This is a genomic window from Comamonas squillarum, from assembly GCF_025309455.1.
Classification (GTDB): domain Bacteria; phylum Pseudomonadota; class Gammaproteobacteria; order Burkholderiales; family Burkholderiaceae_C; genus Comamonas; species Comamonas squillarum.
Map to the genome: position 1 here is coordinate 2,050,630 of NZ_CP104377.1, position 16,999 is coordinate 2,067,628.

Below are 16,999 nucleotides of genomic sequence, written 5' to 3' on the forward strand. Positions count from 1 at the left end.
TGGCGAAAGGCCGATAATTGCCCCCGTGATACCGAGCGCCAACGGCACCATAGCCTTGCGCAATCCAAAACCCACCCCACAAGCACGATGACCACCTCCATCCGTCAGCAGGACCTGATCGACTCGATCGCGGGCGCCCTGCAGTACATCAGCTACTACCACACACCGGATTTCATCCAGCACCTGGCACGGGCCTATGAGCGCGAGCAAAGCCCGGCGGCCAAGGATGCGATGGCCCAGATCCTGACCAACTCCAAGATGAGCGCCACCGGCCAGCGCCCCATCTGCCAGGACACCGGCATCGTCAACGTGTTCCTGAAGGTGGGCATGGACGTGAAGTGGGAAGACTTCACGATGGGCCTGGAAGACGCGATCAACGAAGGCGTGCGCCGGGGCTACAACCACCCCGACAACACCTTGCGCGCCTCCGTGGTGGCCGATCCCCAGTTCGCCCGCAAGAACACCAAGGACAACACGCCTGCCGTCATCAATGTGCAGATCGTGCCAGGCGACAAGCTGGATGTGACCGTGGCGGCCAAGGGCGGCGGCTCGGAGAACAAGTCCAAGATGATCATGATGAACCCCAGCGACAGCATTGTGGACTGGGTGCTCAAGACCGTGCCGACCATGGGCGCGGGCTGGTGCCCACCGGGCATGCTGGGCATCGGCATTGGCGGCACCGCTGAAAAGGCCGTGCTGCTGGCCAAGGAAAGCCTGATGGAAGACCTCGACATGTACGAGCTGCAGCAAAAAGCTGCCAGCGGTGCCGAGCTCGACCAGGTGGAAAAGCTGCGCCTGGAGCTGTTCGAGAAGGTCAATGCCCTCGGTATTGGCGCCCAGGGCCTGGGCGGCCTCACCACCGTGCTGGACGTCAAGATCAACATGTACCCCACGCACGCGGCCTCCAAGCCCGTGGCGATGATCCCCAACTGCGCCGCCACCCGCCACGCCCATTTCGTGATGGACGGCTCCGGCCCCGTATACCTCGATCCCCCATCGCTGGACACCTGGCCCAAGATCGACTGGGCGCCAGACTACAACAAGTCCAAGCGCGTGGACCTGAACACGCTGACCAAGGAAGAAGTGGCCAGCTGGAAGCCGGGCGACACCCTCTTGCTCAACGGCAAGATGCTGACCGGCCGCGACGCTGCGCACAAGCGCATCCAGGACATGCTGGCCAAGGGCGAGCCACTGCCCGTCGACTTCAGCAACCGCGTGATCTACTACGTGGGCCCGGTGGACCCGGTGCGTGACGAAGTCGTCGGCCCCGCCGGCCCGACCACCGCCACCCGCATGGACAAGTTCACCGACATGATGCTGTCGCAGACCGGCCTGATCGCGATGATCGGCAAGTCCGAGCGTGGCCCGGTCGCCATCGAAGCGATCAAGAACCACAAGTCGGCCTACCTGATGGCCGTGGGCGGCGCCGCTTATCTGGTCTCCAAGGCCATCAAGCAGGCCAAGGTGGTCGGTTTTGCCGATCTGGGCATGGAAGCGATCTATGAATTCGACGTGGTCGACATGCCCGTGACCGTGGCCGTGGATGCCGGCGGCACCAGTGCCCATATCACCGGCCCGGCGATCTGGAAGGAAAAGATCGCCACCGGTGAATTCAAGGGCATTGAAGTGGCAGGCGCCTGATCGGCCGGCACCGCTCCCCATAACCGCCTTCGGGCGGTTTTTTGCTGCCCGCTCCCCGCATTCCCAGCCGGTGGGAGCAGTGCCGACATCCTGACCGCCTCGGCCAGGCCCCCAAACCGCCTACTTTACCCATCGCGGCCTTCAAACAATCCTATGGCGGCGCCCCGAGTACGGCGCATGCTGTATGGTGGAGGCTGCACACCGATAAGGAACAAAAAACATGGCCAAGCCGAATTACCAGTATGAAAAGCGCCAGCGTGAGCTGGAAAAGAAGAAGAAAAAGGAAGAAAAAGCCCTGCGCAAGGCCAGCGGGCATGCCTCGGACACACCTGATGGCGCTGATGGCGACGCCCCCGAGCAGGAGCCAGCGACCGGCGCGGACAGCAGCGGCGCGCCTGCGCAAGACAAGCCGGCCGACTGAGCGCCGCGCCCTTGGGCGCAACAAAAAGGGCCGCCAGCATTGCTGCTGCGGCCCTTTTGCTTATGGGAAAAGGCGCTAGCCGCCCAGCGCCGGCAAGGTGTTGAACAGCAGCACCATCAAGAGGCCCACAAACGAGACGATGGACTGCACCACGGTGATCGTGCGCGTTGCCTCCCCCATGGTCATGCCAAAGGATTCCTTGACCATCCAGAAACCGGCATGGTTGGCATAGTTGAAGAACAGCGAGCCGCAGCCAATCGACAGCGCCAGCAAAGGCAGGTTCAGGCTGGGGTCGGCAGCGGCGAGCGGCGCGAGCAAACCGGCCGCACCCACGATGCCCACGGTGGCCGAGCCGGTCGAGACCGACAGCAGCATCGCAATGAGCCAGCCCAGCACCAGCGGCGGAAATGCAAACTGGTGCGTCAGGTGCACGATGGCGTCGCCCACCTTGGCGCTAGTCAGCACCTGCTGGAAAGCGCCGCCGCCAGCAATGATCATGATGATGCCGGCAATCGGCTTGAGGCTGGCGCCCAGGGTGTCACGCAGCTTTTCGGCATCGCCGCCGCGCAGGTAGACCAGGGTGAAGGCGGCAAACAGCACGCCCAGCAGCATTGCAATCAGCGGGTTGCCCAGAAAGCTGGCCACCTGCAGCAGGGCCGAGCCCTTGGGCAAGGCCATCTCGGCCAGCGCATGGGCGAGCATCAGCAGCGCAGGCAGCAGGGCAGACAGCACGCCCATCGCGATGCCCGGCTGGTCCTTGCCGCTGTCGGGCTTCGCTTCGGTGAACTGGTCGAGCAGCGCCTGCTCAGGCCGGGTAGTCATGCGCGGGGTGATGAAGGCGCCGTACAGCGGCCCGCCCAGCACCATCGCGGGCAAGGCGGCCAAAAAGCCGTAGAGCATCGTCGGGCCGACCGTGGTCTTCAACGTGGCAATCGCGGTCAGCGGGCCAGGATGGGGCGGCACCATGCCGTGCATCGAGGCGAGTGCCGCAATCACCGGCACGCCCACATAGACATAGGCCGAGCCCTTGAAGTTTTCGCGGCTCTCGAGCTTGCGCGCCACGCTGAAGATCAGCGGCAGCATCACCACCAGGCCCACCTCGAAGAACATCGGGATGCCGATGATGAAGGCTACCAGGGTCATCGCCCAGGGGATCATGCGGTCCGAGGTGTGGCGCAGAATGGCGCTGGCCAGGCGCTCGGTGGTGCCCGAGTCGGCCAGGATCTTGCCGAGCATCGCGCCCAAGGCAATCACCACGCCGACCGCGCCCAGGGTCTTGCCCGCGCCGTTGGTGATGTTCTTGGCAATGTCGCCCGGCGCCATGCCGGTGGCAAAGCCCACACCGATACAGACGATCAGCAAGGCCAGCAAGGGGTGCATGCGGATGCGCGAAACAATCAGCGCCACCAGCACCAGCACGCTCACCAAGGCGGTCAGCAGCAATTGGATATCGAAATTTGACATGCGAGAAGATGTGGATTTGTGACACGCATCCCCAGCCACCCACCGCAAAGAGGGGCTAGGGCATGCCCCAACCCTCCCATCCTACGCCGATCAGCCACCCCAGGCTGTAGTCGGATTTCGGCGGGCGGGGGCCCTGCCCCGCCCCCTGCCACCCGCCATCAAGGCGCGGTAGAGGCGCCGGATTCAAACCAGCGCTTGACCAGATCGCGCTCGTCGGCACTCAACCCCTCGGGGTTGCCAAAGGGCATCTTGCGCAGCACCACCACCTGCTGGTAGATCTGCTGGGTGTGCTGGGCCACCTCGCCGGGGCTGTCGAGCTTCACATTCTTTTGCGCCAGGCCCGTGGCGCTGTGGCACAGCACGCAGTGCTGGGCAAACACCTTGGCCACCTCGCCATAGGGCACGGCGCCAGCTGCGGGCTGGCTCGCAGGGGCCGATGCGGGCGCAGCGGCTGCTGCGGGCTTGGGGCCGGGCCGCAGCCAGGCGATCACGCCCAGAATCACCAGCACACCGATCAGTGCATAGGGCCAGGGGTGCTTGTTGCGGCCGAGCTTGTGGCCATGGCGCAGCACAAAGAACTGGCGAATGGTCGCGCCGGCAAACATCATGCCGATGAGCACCAGCCAGTTGTACTTCTGGTTGTAGAGCCAGCCGTAGTGGTTGGACAGCATCGCAAACAGCACCGGTAACGTGAAATAGGTGTTGTGCACACTGCGCTGCTTGCCGCGTTTGCCGTAGATGGGGTCGACCGGGTCGCCATTCTTGAGCGCCCGCACCACGGTGCGCTGGCCCGGGATGATCCAGAAGAACACGTTCGCGCTCATCGAGGTGGCCAGCATCGCGCCCATCAGCAAGAAGGCTGCCTGGCCCGGGAAGATATGGCAGGCGAGATACGCGGCAATGCAGACCAGCACCAGCACCATGGCGCCCACAATCGCATCGCCATGCTTTTTGAAACCAAACACGCGGCAGATGCCGTCATAGAGCAGCCAGAACACCGCCAGAAAGCTCAGCGCCGTGAACACCGCCAGCGGCGCGCTCATCGCATTGGGGTCGGCCGGGTTGACCAGGTAGATATTGGCGTTCCAGAGGTAGGACACCGTCAGGAGCGCAAAGCCCGACAGCCAGGTGGTGTAGCTCTCCCAGTAGAACCAGTGCAGGTGGTCGGGCAGCTTGGGCGGCGAGACATTGAACTTGACAGGGTGGTAGAAGCCGCCGCCATGCACGGCCCAGAGCTCGCCGCTGACGCCCTGCTTTTTCAGGTCTTCGTCTTCGGGCGGGGTCAGGCTGCTGTCGAGAAACACAAAATAGAACGACGAACCGACCCAGGCAATGGCTGTGATCACATGCAGCCAGCGCAACAACAGGTTCGCCCAATCGAGGATATAGCCTTCCATTGCTCTCATCCTTGGCAGCGTGGGGTCTGCCAGTGCGAGGGAGGGGTGATGCCCGCTCTCCTCATCAAGCAGCCAGCGTGGAGGCACCGGCCACTTGTTGAACCTGCTCACCACGGCGGGCGATCTGAGCAGCAGACAGGCCGCAATCCACAGCCATCATCGGGATGACCGGGGCACCGCTGCGACCTTTTGTAGACTCAAAGTGTATGCAATTTCTGCCACCCAAAGGTCGGCAAAAAGCTGCACACCCCCTAGATAAAACCCTGATGCAACGCAGCAAACCCGCTGCAGGTGGCCTCTACACCGCATGCATGGCTCCTGCCCGGGGGGCAAGCCACATCAGGCATGCTGCGTTCGCTGCAGATGCTGCAAAAGCTGCGCGGCCACCGCAATGGCAATCACCTCCGGCGCCTTGCCCCGGATGCCCGGCAGGCCGATCGGGCAGGTGATGCGGGCAAACTCCGCATCGGCAAAACCCCGCTCGGCCAGCCGGTGCGCAAAGCTGGCACGCTTGGTAGCACTGCCAATGAGCCCGATCAGGTCCAGATCGCCGCTGTTGCGCTGGCGCTGCAGGCAGGCCTGGGTGATCTGCAGGTCCTGCTGGTGGTCGTGGGTGAGGATGAACACACTGCTGCGCGGCGCCAGGTCAGCCACCGCGCGCTCGATGGGGTCGGAATACTCGGTCTGCACGTTGGCAGGCAACGCGTCCGGAAACAGCGCCTCGCGGCTGTCCACCCAGGTGATGCGCATAGGCAGGTTGCTCAGCACCTGCACCAGCGCTGCGCCCACGTGGCCCGCGCCAAACACCGCCACGGGGCTGCACTCGGGCGCCAGCTGCTGCGCCAGCGGTTCGCGGTCAGCCTGTCCAATCCGCTGAAAACGCAGATGCACCACACCGCCGCAGCATTGGCCCAGGCGCGGGCCCAGCGCAAAGCGCTCGCTCTGCGGGGCGCCGCCGCTGGCCAGCAGATTGCGGGCCTTGTTGGCGGCCTGCCACTCCAGGTGGCCACCGCCAATCGTGCCCAGTTGGTCCTGCGCAAACACGGCCATCCAGGCGCCGGCATCGCGCGGAGCCGACCCCTGGGTCGACGCCACCTGTACCAGACAGGCCTCCTGCGTCGCCAGGCGCGCCAATAATTGCTGCAGAACGGGCATGCCTTGTTCCATGATGAAGATCGGCCTGCCATACTGCAGGTCCGCTATAGACGGATTTGTACCATGAGCGATCGACCCTCCACCTCCCTGCTGTCACGACTTTGGCATACGCTTTTTCGTATACCGCACCCGTCGCGAACACCTGCACAGGCAAGGGGCAGCGCCAAGCCGCCCCATGCCGCCGAGCAGGAGGACGACCAGGACAGTTATCTCTCGGTGCTGACCCAGTTGCCCGGCGCGCGCATGCCCCAATGGTCCCCGCAAGCCGATGGGCAGGACTCCGTCCTCAACCCGGTCGCCGACGAGGCCTACCGCAAGCAGTGTGCCCAGCACCTGTATGAACGCTACGCCGATCGCATCTACCCTGGCATGCTGCCGCCCATGCTCTATGCCATTGGCGTGCTGGAGCTCTTGCTCGACGAAGACGGCCATATCCAGGACATGAACTGGATGCGCGAGCCCGCGCAGGCCCAGGAGGTGCCGCCACTGATCGAGGCGCTGGTGCAGGCCGCTGCGCCCTTTCCCGCCCCCCAGCACTTGCGCCACGGCGAGGTCATGGTCTCCTACACCGAGACCTGGCTCTGGGATGCCTCGGGCAAGTTCCAGCTGCATACCTTGAGCGAAGGCCAGCAATAAAGGCTGGCATAGGACAGGTGCGACAAGCGCAAAAAAAACCGGCCTGCTGGCCGGTTTCTGCTTTGCAGGCGCTGTAGGCGCTGCTTTATTCCTTGATCTTGGTGATCTTGGCGCCTTGCAGCGACACGCCCGCTTCCAGGCCGGCATTGTTCAGCACAAAGCTGGTCACCGGGGCCTGGGCCGAGGTGGTGTCGATGCTGCCATTGGCGCCTACGCGGCCTGCGGCCACGGTGGCATCTGCACCCACCGACCAGCCATTGCTGTCGCGGAACTTCGCCAGCGCTTCAGGCGTGTTGAACACATAGATGACGGCCTTGGACTGGCCACCGGCCTGCCAGCCGATCGACGCACCCGTGGTGCTGTAGTAGCTGTCGCTGCGGCTGCCCACGCGCAGCACGCCGCGGCCGTGCTCCACGCCCACCACAAAGCTGCCGCCAATCACTGATGGGAACACCAGCACGCCCTTGGAGCGTGCGACCAGGTCCTTGGAGCCAGGAGCGGTCTGGTACAGGCGCTCGAGCGCGGCGTTGGCGCGGGCGTCTACCGACGTCTCATCGGCACGAGGCGCATTGCTGGTTTCAGGCTTGGTGACCGTGCAGGCCGCCATCGACAGAGCGCCGGCAACCACTGCAGCGGCGACACCCAGGGTGCGCATGGAAAAACGTTGCATACCTACTCCTATGAAATTTGCTGTTATATCGATCAGGTTGGCACCGCTGTGAATCCTGCGGTGCGCCTAGGAGCAAATAGTAGCCATCCCCGATGACGCTGGAAGGCCGCAGCCGCAACTTGCGGCTTCGGCCTACAGTTTTGGCGATGCGCGTTTGAGACAGGTCAAGGGCAGCCGCCTACCCCAATGCCCCACCCGCCCTCGCCCCGCCTCAAGACCCCCGGTACGTCGAATAGCTCCAGGGGCTGACCAGCAGCGGCACGTGGTAGTGCTGGTCCGCATGGGCCACGCCAAAGTCCAGGTTCACCTGGTTCAAAAAGTTGGGGCTGGGCAGCTCCACGCCTTTGGCGGCAAAGTAGGCCGCCACTTCAAAGCTCAGGCGGTAGGTGCCGGGGCGCAGCGTCGCATTGTCAAACAACGGGGTCTGGGTGCGGCCGTCGTGGTTCAGGGTTTCGCGGCGGATGAGGCGCGCTTCGCCGCCATCGGTGGCGTACAGCGCAATGTCCATGCCCGCAGCGGGGCAGCCGTGCATCGTATCGAGAACGTGGGTGCTCAGGCCCATAGGTAAATCTCCTGATGATTCTGGGTAAGATCGGACTGGTGATGTGCACTAAAAGTGTATACACTTTTTGTCATTCGGCCTACTATCCTGACATGGAATCCACCTCAACGTCCACCATTGCCCAAGCCCTGACCCGTGCCATCGTCGAGCACCGGTTGCTGCCGGGCACCAAGCTGGCCGAGCAAAAACTCGCCGACCACTTTGGCGTATCGCGCACCTTGGTGCGCCAGGCGCTGTTCCAGCTGTCGCAAAACCACCTGGTCACGCTGGAGCCGGCACGCGGCGCCTTTGTGTCCACCCCGTCCGTCACCGAAGCGCGCCAGGTCTTTGCCGTGCGCAAGATGCTCGAAGCGCAGATGACCCGCAGCTTTGTGAAGACCGTCACGCCCAAGCAGATCAAGGTCTTGCGCGAGCATGTGCGCCAGGAAGCCGCCGCCGTGCACCGCGCCGATGTCACCGAGCGCACCGAACTCCTGGGCGACTTCCACGTGCGCATGGCCGAGCTGATGGGCAACGATGTGCTGGCCCAGCTGCTGGGCGATCTGATCTCTCGCTGCGCGCTGATCACCCTGATGTACCAGTCGGCCAGCGCCGCCGCCCACTCCCATGAGGAGCACGAAGAGATTGTGCAGGCCCTCGCCCGCAAGGATGCCGAAGGCGCCGTGCAGCTGATGATCGCGCACCTGGAGCATGTGGAGCAAGGCCTGCAGTTCGAACGCGAGATTCCCAGCAACGATTTATCCATGGCTCTGTCCTCGATCACGCTATGACCTACGACGCTACCACCCCCTACCCCCGCGACCTGATCGGCTACGGCCGCGATCTGCCCCATGCCCAGTGGCCCCAGGGCGCACGCATTGCCGTGCAGTTTGTGCTGAACTACGAGGAAGGCGGCGAAAACCATGTGCTGCACGGCGACCCGGGCAGCGAGCAGTTCCTCTCGGAGATGTTCAACCCGGCCTCTTACCCGGACCGCCACATGAGCATGGATGGCATCTATGAATACGGCTCGCGCGCCGGCGTCTGGCGCCTGCTGCGCGAGTTTGAAAAGCGCGGCCTGCCGCTGACGGTGTTTGGCGTGGCCACGGCCTTGCAGCGACACCGCGAACTGGCCCAGGCGTTTTCCGATCTGGGCCATGAAGTGGCCTGCCACGGCCTCAAATGGGTGCATTACCAAAATACGCCCGAAGAGGTCGAGCGCGCCCATATGCAGCAGGCGATGGACATCTTCCACAGCCTCTACGGCAGCCGCAGCACCCACGGCCTGGGCTGGTACACCGGCCGCGACAGCCCCAACACCCACCGCCTGGTGGCCGATTTTGGCGGCTTTGCCTATGACAGCGACTACTACGGCGACGACCTGCCCTTCTGGATGAAGGTCGGCAAGAGCGATGGCAGCGCCGCGCACCAGCTGATCGTTCCCTACACCCTGGACTGCAACGACATGCGCTTTGCGCTGCCCCAGGGCTACTCGCACGCCGATCCCTTCTTCCAGTACCTCAAGGACAGCTTTGATGTGCTGTACGCCGAAGGTGACCCCGCCGGCGAGAACCGCCCCAAGATGATGAGCATCGGCATGCACTGCCGCCTGCTGGGCCGCCCGGGCCGCATCACCGCGCTGCAGCGCTTTCTGGACCACATCCAGCAGCACCAGAACGTCTGGGTCTGCCGCCGCATCGACATTGCCCGCCACTGGGCCGAGCACTTTCCCGCCCCCACGCTTTGAAAGATGACACAGCGCCGCGCCCGAGCGAAAAGAAGCGCTAGTACCCCATTCATTCGATAGGAAACACATGGCCCTGACCCTGGAACAACTCAACCAAGCCACGCCCGAAGCGGCGCTGGCCATGCTCGATGGGCTGTACGAGCACTCGCCCTGGATTGCCCAAGCCGCGCTGGCCCAGCGGCCCTTTGCCTCGCTCGCCCAGCTCAAGCACGCGATGGTGCGCGTGCTGGCGCAGGCGCCGGTCGATGCGCAGCTGGCCCTGATCCGCGCCCACCCGGAGCTGGCGGGCAAGGCCATGGTGGCCAACACCTTGACGGCAGAGTCCACGCTGGAGCAAAACCGCGCGGGCCTGACGCAATGCACGCCCGAGGAGTTCGCGCAGATCCAGCAGCTCAATGCGGACTACAACGCCCGCTTTGGTTTTCCGTTCATCCTGGCGGTGCGCGGGCCACGGGGCCTGGGCCTCACTAAGCAGGAGATCATCGCCACCTTTGCGCGGCGCCTGAACCACCACCCCGATTTCGAGCGCAACGAGGCGCTGCGCAACATCCACCGCATTGCCGAGATCCGCCTGAACGACAAATTCGGCTACGAGCCGGTGCTGGGCAATGATGTCTGGGACTGGCAGGAGCGCCTGGCCCAGCACAGCGACGAGGGCTTTGCCGAAAAAGGCCAGCTCACCGTCACCTACCTGACCGATGCCCACCGCGCCTGCGCCCAGCGCATCAGCCACTGGATGCGCGACAGCGGTTTTGACGAGGTCGAGATCGATGCGGTCGGCAACGTCGTGGGCCGCTACCGCCCCGCGCAGGAAGGCGGCAAGTACCTGCTCACCGGCAGCCATTACGACACCGTGCGCAACGGCGGCAAGTACGACGGGCGCCTGGGCATCTTTGTGCCGATGGCCTGCGTGCGCGAGCTGCACCGCGCCGGCAAGCGCCTGCCCTTTGGCATCGAAGTGGTGGCCTTTGCCGAGGAAGAAGGCCAGCGCTACAAGGCCACCTTCCTGGGCTCGGGCGCATTGATCGGCCACTTCAACCCGCAGTGGCTGGACCAGGCCGATGCCGCCGGCATCACGATGCGCGAAGCCATGCAGCATGCCGGCCTGTGCATTGACGACATCCCCAAGATCCAGCGCGATGCCTCACAGTACCTCGGCTTTATCGAGGTGCACATTGAGCAGGGCCCGGTGCTGACCGAGCTGGATATTCCGCTGGGCATCGTCACCTCGATCAACGGCAGTTCGCGCTATGTCTGCGAGATGGTGGGCATGGCCAGCCATGCCGGCACCACGCCGATGGACCGCCGCCGCGATGCCGCCTGTGGCGTGGCCGAGCTGATGCTGTATGCCGAGCAGCGCGCCGCGCAAGATGGCGATTCGGTCGCCACCGTCGGCATGCTCGAAGTGCCCAGCGGCTCGATCAACGTCGTACCCGGCCAGTGCAAGTTCAGCATCGACATGCGCGCCCCCACCGATCCGCAGCGCGACGCGCTGGTGCGCGATGTGATGGGCCAACTGGAGGCGATTGCGCACAAGCGCGGCCTGCGCTACCGCGCCGAGCAAACCATGCAAGCCGCAGCGGCCCCCAGCGCGCCCGCCTGGCAGCAGCGCTGGGAGAAAGCCGTCGCCGCCCAGGGCGTGCCGCTGTTTCGCATGCCCAGCGGCGCCGGCCATGATGCGATGAAGCTGCACGAGATCATGCCCCAGGCCATGCTCTTTGTGCGCGGCATCAACAGCGGCATCAGCCACAACCCGCTGGAGTCCTCGACCGCCGATGACATGCAGCTGGCGATCGACAGCTTCAGCCACGTCCTTCAACAACTAGAAAACGAAACCGTATGACCACGAACAACGCCACCTACGCCGCCCTGGACCATTGGATTGACCAGCACTTTGATGAGCAGGTGCAGTTCTTCCAGAAGCTGGTGCAAGTGCCTACCGACACGCCGCCGGGCGACAACACACCGCACGCCGAGCGCACCGCCGAGCTGCTGCAGGCCATGGGCTACACCGCAGAAAAGCATGTTGTTCCCCAGGCCGATGTCGAGGCCTATGGCATGACCTCGATCACCAACCTGATCGTGCGCCGCCCCTTTGGCTCGGCCGGCTCGGGCCGCACCATTGCGCTCAACGCCCATGGTGATGTGGTGCCGCCCGGTGAGGGCTGGAGCCATGACCCCTATGGCGCCCGCATTGTCGACGGCAAGCTCTACGGCCGCGCCGCTGCCGTGAGCAAGTGCGATTTCTCCACCTTCACCTACGCGCTGCGCGCACTGGAGGCCGTGGCCAAGCCCAGCCAGGGCGCGGTGGAGCTGCACTTTACCTATGACGAAGAGTTTGGCGGTCTGCTGGGCCCCGGCTGGTTGCTCGAAAAAGGCCTGACCAAGCCTGACCTGATGGTTGCTGCCGGCTTCAGCTACGAAGTGGTCGTCGCCCACAACGGCTGCCTGCAGATGGAGATCACCGTGCACGGCAAGATGGCCCACGCCGCCGTGCCCCACACCGGCGTGGATGCGCTGCAGGCCACCGCCGCGATCATGAACGACCTGTATGCGGAAAACACTGCCTACCAAAAGGTCAGCTCCAAAGTCGCAGGTATCAAGCACCCCTACCTGAACATTGGCCGCATTGAAGGGGGCACCAACACCAATGTGATCCCCGGCAAGGTGCTGCTCAAGATCGACCGCCGCATGATCCCCGAGGAGAACCCGGTCGAGGTCGAAGCCCATATCCGCCAGGTCATTGCCCAGGCGGTGGAGCGCTTCAACAGCGAGCGCGGCTACCAGGGTGACGACGCCGTGCGCATCGACATCAAGCGCCTGCTGCTGGCCAATGCGATGACGCCGCTGGCGGGCAACCAGCCGCTGGTCGATGCCATCCAGACCCATGGCGAAGCCGTGTTTGGCGAGAAGCCCCCGGCTGTGGGCACCCCCCTCTACACCGATGTGCGCCTCTATGTGGAGCGCGGCATTCCCGGCGTGATCTACGGCGCCGGCCCCCGCACCGTGCTGGAGAGCCATGCCAAGCGCGCCGACGAGCGCCTGGACCTGCAAGACCTGCGCCGCGCCACCAAGGTCATCGCCCGCTCGCTGGTCGATCTGTTGGCCTGATCCAACGCGGCGCCCGGCTGCGCCGCCTCAGCGGTTTTTACATCCACCGCCCCCAGGCCCCGCGCCTGGGGGCGGTTTTGCATGTGGCGGCAGGCATTTTTGTGAACGAGCCACGCGCATCCAACCGGCCACTCCCCGTCGCATGGTGGCGGCTTGAGGGTAATCAGGGGGGTGCGCCATCAGCGCATGTGTATACACTTTTTGTATGGATTTTTAAGACATAACACTGGCTTTTCTGGTCAGAAATTCCCCGCATGAGGAGTGATAAAGATGCAGTCTGACAAACACCCCGTCGACCAGGTGCTGCCCCTGGGGCGCCTCACCACCTTGGGCTTGCAGCATGTGCTGGTCATGTACGCGGGGGCCGTGGCGGTACCGCTGATAGTAGGGCGCGCACTCAACCTCGACTCGCACCAGATAGCGAAGCTGATCTCTGCTGATCTCTTCGTCTGCGGCCTGGTCACCTTGATCCAGGCCTGGGGAGCAACCCGCTGGTTTGGCATCAAGCTGCCGGTGATGATGGGCGTGACCTTTGCCAGCGTGGCGCCGATGATCTCGATGGCGCAGACCACAGGAGGCGTCTATGGCGCGGGCCTCATCTTTGGCTCGGTCATCGGCGCGGGGGTCATATCGATCCTGATCTCACCGCTGGTCAGCCGCATGCTGCGGTTCTTCCCGCCGGTCGTCACCGGCACCATCATCACGGTGATCGGCATCAGCCTGATGCGCGTGGGCATCAACTGGATCTTTGGCAACCCGGTCGGCCCCACGGCGCCTTCCGTGCCCAACCCCGAGCATGTCAAATGGCTGCAAAGTGCCCAGATGGCCGCCGGTGCGCCGGGCTCGGCGCTGCCGCCCATCCCGCAGGGCCTGGCCATCCTGCCGTCCGTGCCCAACCCCCGCTATGCCGACCTGAGCGGCGTGGGCATCTCCGCGCTGGTGCTCGTCTCCATCCTGCTGATCACCAAGTTTGCCAAGGGCTTCATGACCAATATTGCGGTGCTGGCCGGCATTGTCATCGGCGCCATCGTGGCCTCGGCCATGGGCCTGATGACCTATGAAAAAGTCGCGCATGCCGAGTGGTTTGACTTTGTCATGCCGTTCGAGATCGCGATGCCGGTGTTCGACCCCATCCTGATCCTGACGATGACCCTGGTGATGGTCGTCGTGATGATCGAATCGGTGGGTATGTTCCTGGCGCTGGGTGACATGACCAACAAGGAAGTGACCCCCGCCGACCTGACCCGGGGCCTGCGCACCGATGGCCTGGGCACCTTGCTGGGCGGCATCTTCAACACCTTCCCCTACACCAGCTTCTCGCAAAACGTGGGCCTGGTGGCAGTCACCGGCATCCAGAGCCGCTTTGTCTGCGTGGCCGGCGGCTTTATCCTGATCATTTTGGGCGTGTTGCCCAAGCTGGGCGCGCTGGTCGAATCGCTGCCCACGATGGTGCTGGGCGGCGCCGGTCTGGTCATGTTCGGCATGGTGGCCGCCACCGGCATCCGCATCCTGTCGAATGTGGATTTTCGCCATAACCGCTACAACGCCATGGTCGTTGCTGTGTCCATTGGCGTGGGCATGATTCCGCTGATTGCACCGCAGTTCCGCCAATGGATGCCCCATGCCATCCACCCGCTGATCGAATCGGGCATCCTGCTCGCCTCCATCTGTGCCGTCGCCTTGAACCTGTTTTTCAACGGCGCCAAACTCGACCAGGCCCAGATCATCAAGGCTGCGCAGCAAGCAGATGCCCACTGACAAGATTGCTGCGGTGCAGCATCGAAACTTAGGCCCACTGCCCCCTAGGGGTGGGCCTGCGCCTTTATCATCCGCTTGGTACACACTGGATTGACTCACTCTTATGGCACAACAACTGTCCGCCGCCGAACAGGCACTGCGCGAAGCCGCACTCGAATACCACCGCAGCCCCAGCAAGGGCAAGATCTCCGTCACCCCGACCAAGCCGCTGTCCAACCAGCGTGACCTGTCGCTGGCCTATTCGCCAGGCGTGGCCTACCCCTGCCTGGACATCGAAGCCGATCCCAGCCTGGCGGCTGACTACACCTCGCGCGGCAACCTGGTGGGCGTGATCACCAACGGCACCGCCGTGCTGGGTCTGGGCGATATCGGCCCGCTGGCCAGCAAGCCGGTGATGGAAGGCAAGGGCTGCCTGTTCAAGAAGTTTGCTGGCGTCGATGTGTTTGACATCGAGCTGGCCGAGCGCGATCCGGACAAGCTGATCGACATCATCGCCAGCCTCGAGCCCACACTGGGTGGCATCAACCTCGAAGACATCAAGGCACCCGAGTGCTTCTACATCGAGCAAGAGCTGTCCAAGCGCATGAACATTCCGGTGTTCCATGACGACCAGCACGGCACGGCCATCATCTCCAGCGCCGCGCTGCTCAACGGCCTGGAGCTGGTCGACAAGCAGATCGGCAACGTCAAGATCGCCGTCTCTGGCGCCGGTGCTGCTGCCATTGCCTGCGTCGATGTGATGGTGGGCCTGGGCGTCAAGCGCGAGAACATCTTCATGGTGGACTCCAAGGGCGTGATCTATGACGGCCGCCCCGGTGGCCTGGACGCGTCCAAGGCGCGCTACGCGCAAAAGACCGAGGCCCGCACCTTGGCCGACGTGGTCAACGGCGCTGACGTGTTCCTGGGTTGCTCGGCTCCCGGCGTGCTGACCGCCGACATGGTCAAGACCATGGCCGACAAGCCCATCATCCTGGCACTGGCCAACCCCGAGCCAGAAATCCGCCCCGAGCTGGCCAAGGCCGTTCGCCCCGATTGCATCATCGCCACCGGCCGTTCGGACTACCCGAACCAGGTCAACAACGTGCTGTGCTTCCCCTACATCTTCCGTGGCGCGCTCGATTGCGGCGCCAGCAAGATCACCGAAGCGATGAAGCTGGCCTGCGTGCGCGAAATTGCCGCGCTGGCCAAGCAGGACGTGAGCGACGAAGTGGCCGCCGCCTACCAGGGCAAGGAGCTCAAGTTCGGCCCCGACTACCTGATCCCCACCCCGTTCGACACGCGCCTAATCCTGCGCATTGCGCCCGCCGTGGCCAAGGCTGCGCAAGAGTCCGGCGTGGCAGCACGCCCGATCGAGGACATCGAAGCCTACCGTGAGAACCTCACCCGCTTCGTCTACCAGACCAGCATGTTCATGCGCCCGGTCTTTGCAGCAGCCAAAGCCAATGTGCAACGCGTGGCCTACGCCGAAGGCGAAGACGAGCGCGTGCTGCGCGCCGTGCAAGTGGCGGTGGACGACGGCCTAGCCAAGCCCATCCTGATCGGCCGCCCTGCGGTCATCGAAGCGCGCATTGCCAAGGCCGGCCTGCGCCTGCAACTGGGCAAGGATGTGGACATCGTCAACCCCGAAGACGACCCGCGCTTCCGGCAGTACTGGGAGGCCTACCACGCGCTGATGGGCCGCAATGGCGTCACGCCTGAGGTGGCCAAGTCTGCCGTGCGCCGCTCCAACACCGTGATCGCCGCACTGATGGTGCACCTGGGCGATGCCGACGCGATGCTCTGCGGCGTGATGGGCCGCTTTGACCGTCACCTGGGCCATATCGAAGACGTGCTCGGCCACAAGACCGACGCCAACCGCCTGGCCACCGTGAATGCGCTGATGCTGGAAGGCCGCACCTTGTTTATCGCGGACACCTACATCAACGAAGATCCGACCGCCGAAGAGCTGGCCCAGATCGCCAAGCTTGCCGCGCAAGAGGTGCAGCGCTTTGGCCTGCCCCCGAAGGTGGCCTTCCTCTCGCACAGCAACTACGGCTCGTCCACCCGCAAGTCGGCGCTCAAGATGCGCGCTGCCCGCGACCTGTTTGCCGCTGCCAACCCCGACATCGAATGCGATGGCGAAATGCATGGCGATGCCGCGCTGGACGAACACGTGCGCGAGCGCACCTTGATCGAGTCGAGCCTGACCGGTGAGGCCAATGTGCTGATCTGCCCGAACCTGGACGCCGCAAACATCCTGTTCAATGTGCTCAAGACCACCGCCTCGCATGGCACCACCATCGGCCCGATCCTGCTGGGCAGCGAGGCCCCCGCCCATGTGCTGACCCCATCGTCCACCGTGCGCCGCGTGGTCAACATGACGGCCCTGGTCGCCGCCCAAGCCCAAGCGCGCAAGGAAGGCAAGTAAGCGCTGGCGCGGCACCCGCCGCGCCTTTGCTTGCGCTGCACAGCCCATAAA

At 64.2% G+C, this 16,999-nt stretch carries 14 protein-coding genes; 9 read left to right on the forward strand and 5 right to left on the reverse strand.

Annotated features, from left to right (window positions below; translation table 11 throughout):
- Positions 1-87 precede the first annotated feature (87 nt).
- Both N4T19_RS09610 and N4T19_RS09615 read left to right on the forward strand, forming a co-directional pair.
- Positions 88-1,641: a fumarate hydratase gene (locus N4T19_RS09610; RefSeq protein WP_021024731.1), complete on the forward strand. Its 1,554-nt coding sequence runs from the start codon at positions 88-90 to the stop codon at positions 1,639-1,641.
- A gap of 220 nt (positions 1,642-1,861) precedes the next feature.
- On the forward strand, positions 1,862-2,062 hold the full coding sequence (locus N4T19_RS09615) for a hypothetical protein (RefSeq protein WP_116925815.1): 201 nt from the start codon (positions 1,862-1,864) through the stop codon (positions 2,060-2,062).
- A 75-nt stretch (positions 2,063-2,137) separates the two neighbouring features.
- Here N4T19_RS09615 and N4T19_RS09620 read toward each other — a convergent pair whose 3' ends face one another.
- The 3 genes from N4T19_RS09620 to xdhC all read right to left on the reverse strand — a co-directional run bounded on the left by N4T19_RS09620 (position 2,138) and on the right by xdhC (position 6,078).
- The gene (locus tag N4T19_RS09620; RefSeq protein WP_116925814.1) at positions 2,138-3,526 is read right to left on the reverse strand and encodes a GntP family permease; all 1,389 of its coding nucleotides are present in this window, start codon (positions 3,524-3,526) and stop codon (positions 2,138-2,140) included.
- A 158-nt stretch (positions 3,527-3,684) separates the two neighbouring features.
- Positions 3,685-4,923: a urate hydroxylase PuuD gene (locus tag N4T19_RS09625; protein ID WP_260720052.1), complete on the reverse strand. Its 1,239-nt coding sequence runs from the start codon at positions 4,921-4,923 to the stop codon at positions 3,685-3,687.
- A 339-nt stretch (positions 4,924-5,262) separates the two neighbouring features.
- On the reverse strand, positions 5,263-6,078 hold the full coding sequence (gene xdhC / locus N4T19_RS09630) for a xanthine dehydrogenase accessory protein XdhC (protein WP_260720053.1): 816 nt from the start codon (positions 6,076-6,078) through the stop codon (positions 5,263-5,265).
- 63 nt (positions 6,079-6,141) lie between these two features.
- Between xdhC and N4T19_RS09635 the strand changes: the two genes are divergently transcribed.
- On the forward strand, positions 6,142-6,714 hold the full coding sequence (locus N4T19_RS09635) for a hypothetical protein (RefSeq protein ID WP_232539408.1): 573 nt from the start codon (positions 6,142-6,144) through the stop codon (positions 6,712-6,714).
- A gap of 85 nt (positions 6,715-6,799) precedes the next feature.
- Here N4T19_RS09635 and N4T19_RS09640 read toward each other — a convergent pair whose 3' ends face one another.
- Together N4T19_RS09640 and uraH are read right to left on the reverse strand one after the other, a co-directional pair.
- Positions 6,800-7,384: a BPSL1445 family SYLF domain-containing lipoprotein gene (locus N4T19_RS09640; RefSeq protein WP_116925812.1), complete on the reverse strand. Its 585-nt coding sequence runs from the start codon at positions 7,382-7,384 to the stop codon at positions 6,800-6,802.
- 211 nt (positions 7,385-7,595) lie between these two features.
- Entirely contained in the window at positions 7,596-7,946 is a 351-nt protein-coding gene (gene uraH, locus N4T19_RS09645; protein ID WP_021027040.1) for a hydroxyisourate hydrolase, read from the reverse strand.
- Positions 7,947-8,038: 92 nt separating this feature from the next.
- Between uraH and N4T19_RS09650 the strand changes: the two genes are divergently transcribed.
- The 6 genes from N4T19_RS09650 (at position 8,039) to N4T19_RS09675 (ending at position 16,948) form a co-directional block, all read left to right on the forward strand.
- Complete coding sequence (locus N4T19_RS09650; RefSeq protein WP_182342983.1) at positions 8,039-8,716, forward strand: GntR family transcriptional regulator; 678 nt, start codon at positions 8,039-8,041, stop codon at positions 8,714-8,716.
- Complete coding sequence (puuE, locus tag N4T19_RS09655; protein ID WP_116925810.1) at positions 8,713-9,672, forward strand: allantoinase PuuE; 960 nt, start codon at positions 8,713-8,715, stop codon at positions 9,670-9,672. Before N4T19_RS09650 ends, puuE begins: the two co-directional genes overlap by 4 nt.
- Positions 9,673-9,739: 67 nt before the next feature.
- A complete protein-coding gene (gene uraD, locus N4T19_RS09660) occupies positions 9,740-11,515 on the forward strand; it encodes a 2-oxo-4-hydroxy-4-carboxy-5-ureidoimidazoline decarboxylase (RefSeq protein WP_260720058.1) in 1,776 nt (591 codons plus the stop codon).
- Positions 11,512-12,783, forward strand: a complete 1,272-nt coding sequence (locus N4T19_RS09665; RefSeq protein ID WP_260720060.1) for a M20/M25/M40 family metallo-hydrolase — start codon at positions 11,512-11,514, stop codon at positions 12,781-12,783. The genes uraD and N4T19_RS09665 overlap by 4 nt, the downstream gene beginning before the upstream one ends.
- A 270-nt stretch (positions 12,784-13,053) precedes the next feature.
- The gene (locus N4T19_RS09670; protein ID WP_260720062.1) at positions 13,054-14,541 is read left to right on the forward strand and encodes a nucleobase:cation symporter-2 family protein; all 1,488 of its coding nucleotides are present in this window, start codon (positions 13,054-13,056) and stop codon (positions 14,539-14,541) included.
- Between the two features lie 103 nt (positions 14,542-14,644).
- Positions 14,645-16,948, forward strand: a complete 2,304-nt coding sequence (locus N4T19_RS09675; RefSeq protein WP_260720064.1) for an NADP-dependent malic enzyme — start codon at positions 14,645-14,647, stop codon at positions 16,946-16,948.
- The last annotated feature ends 51 nt before the right edge of the window (positions 16,949-16,999 follow it).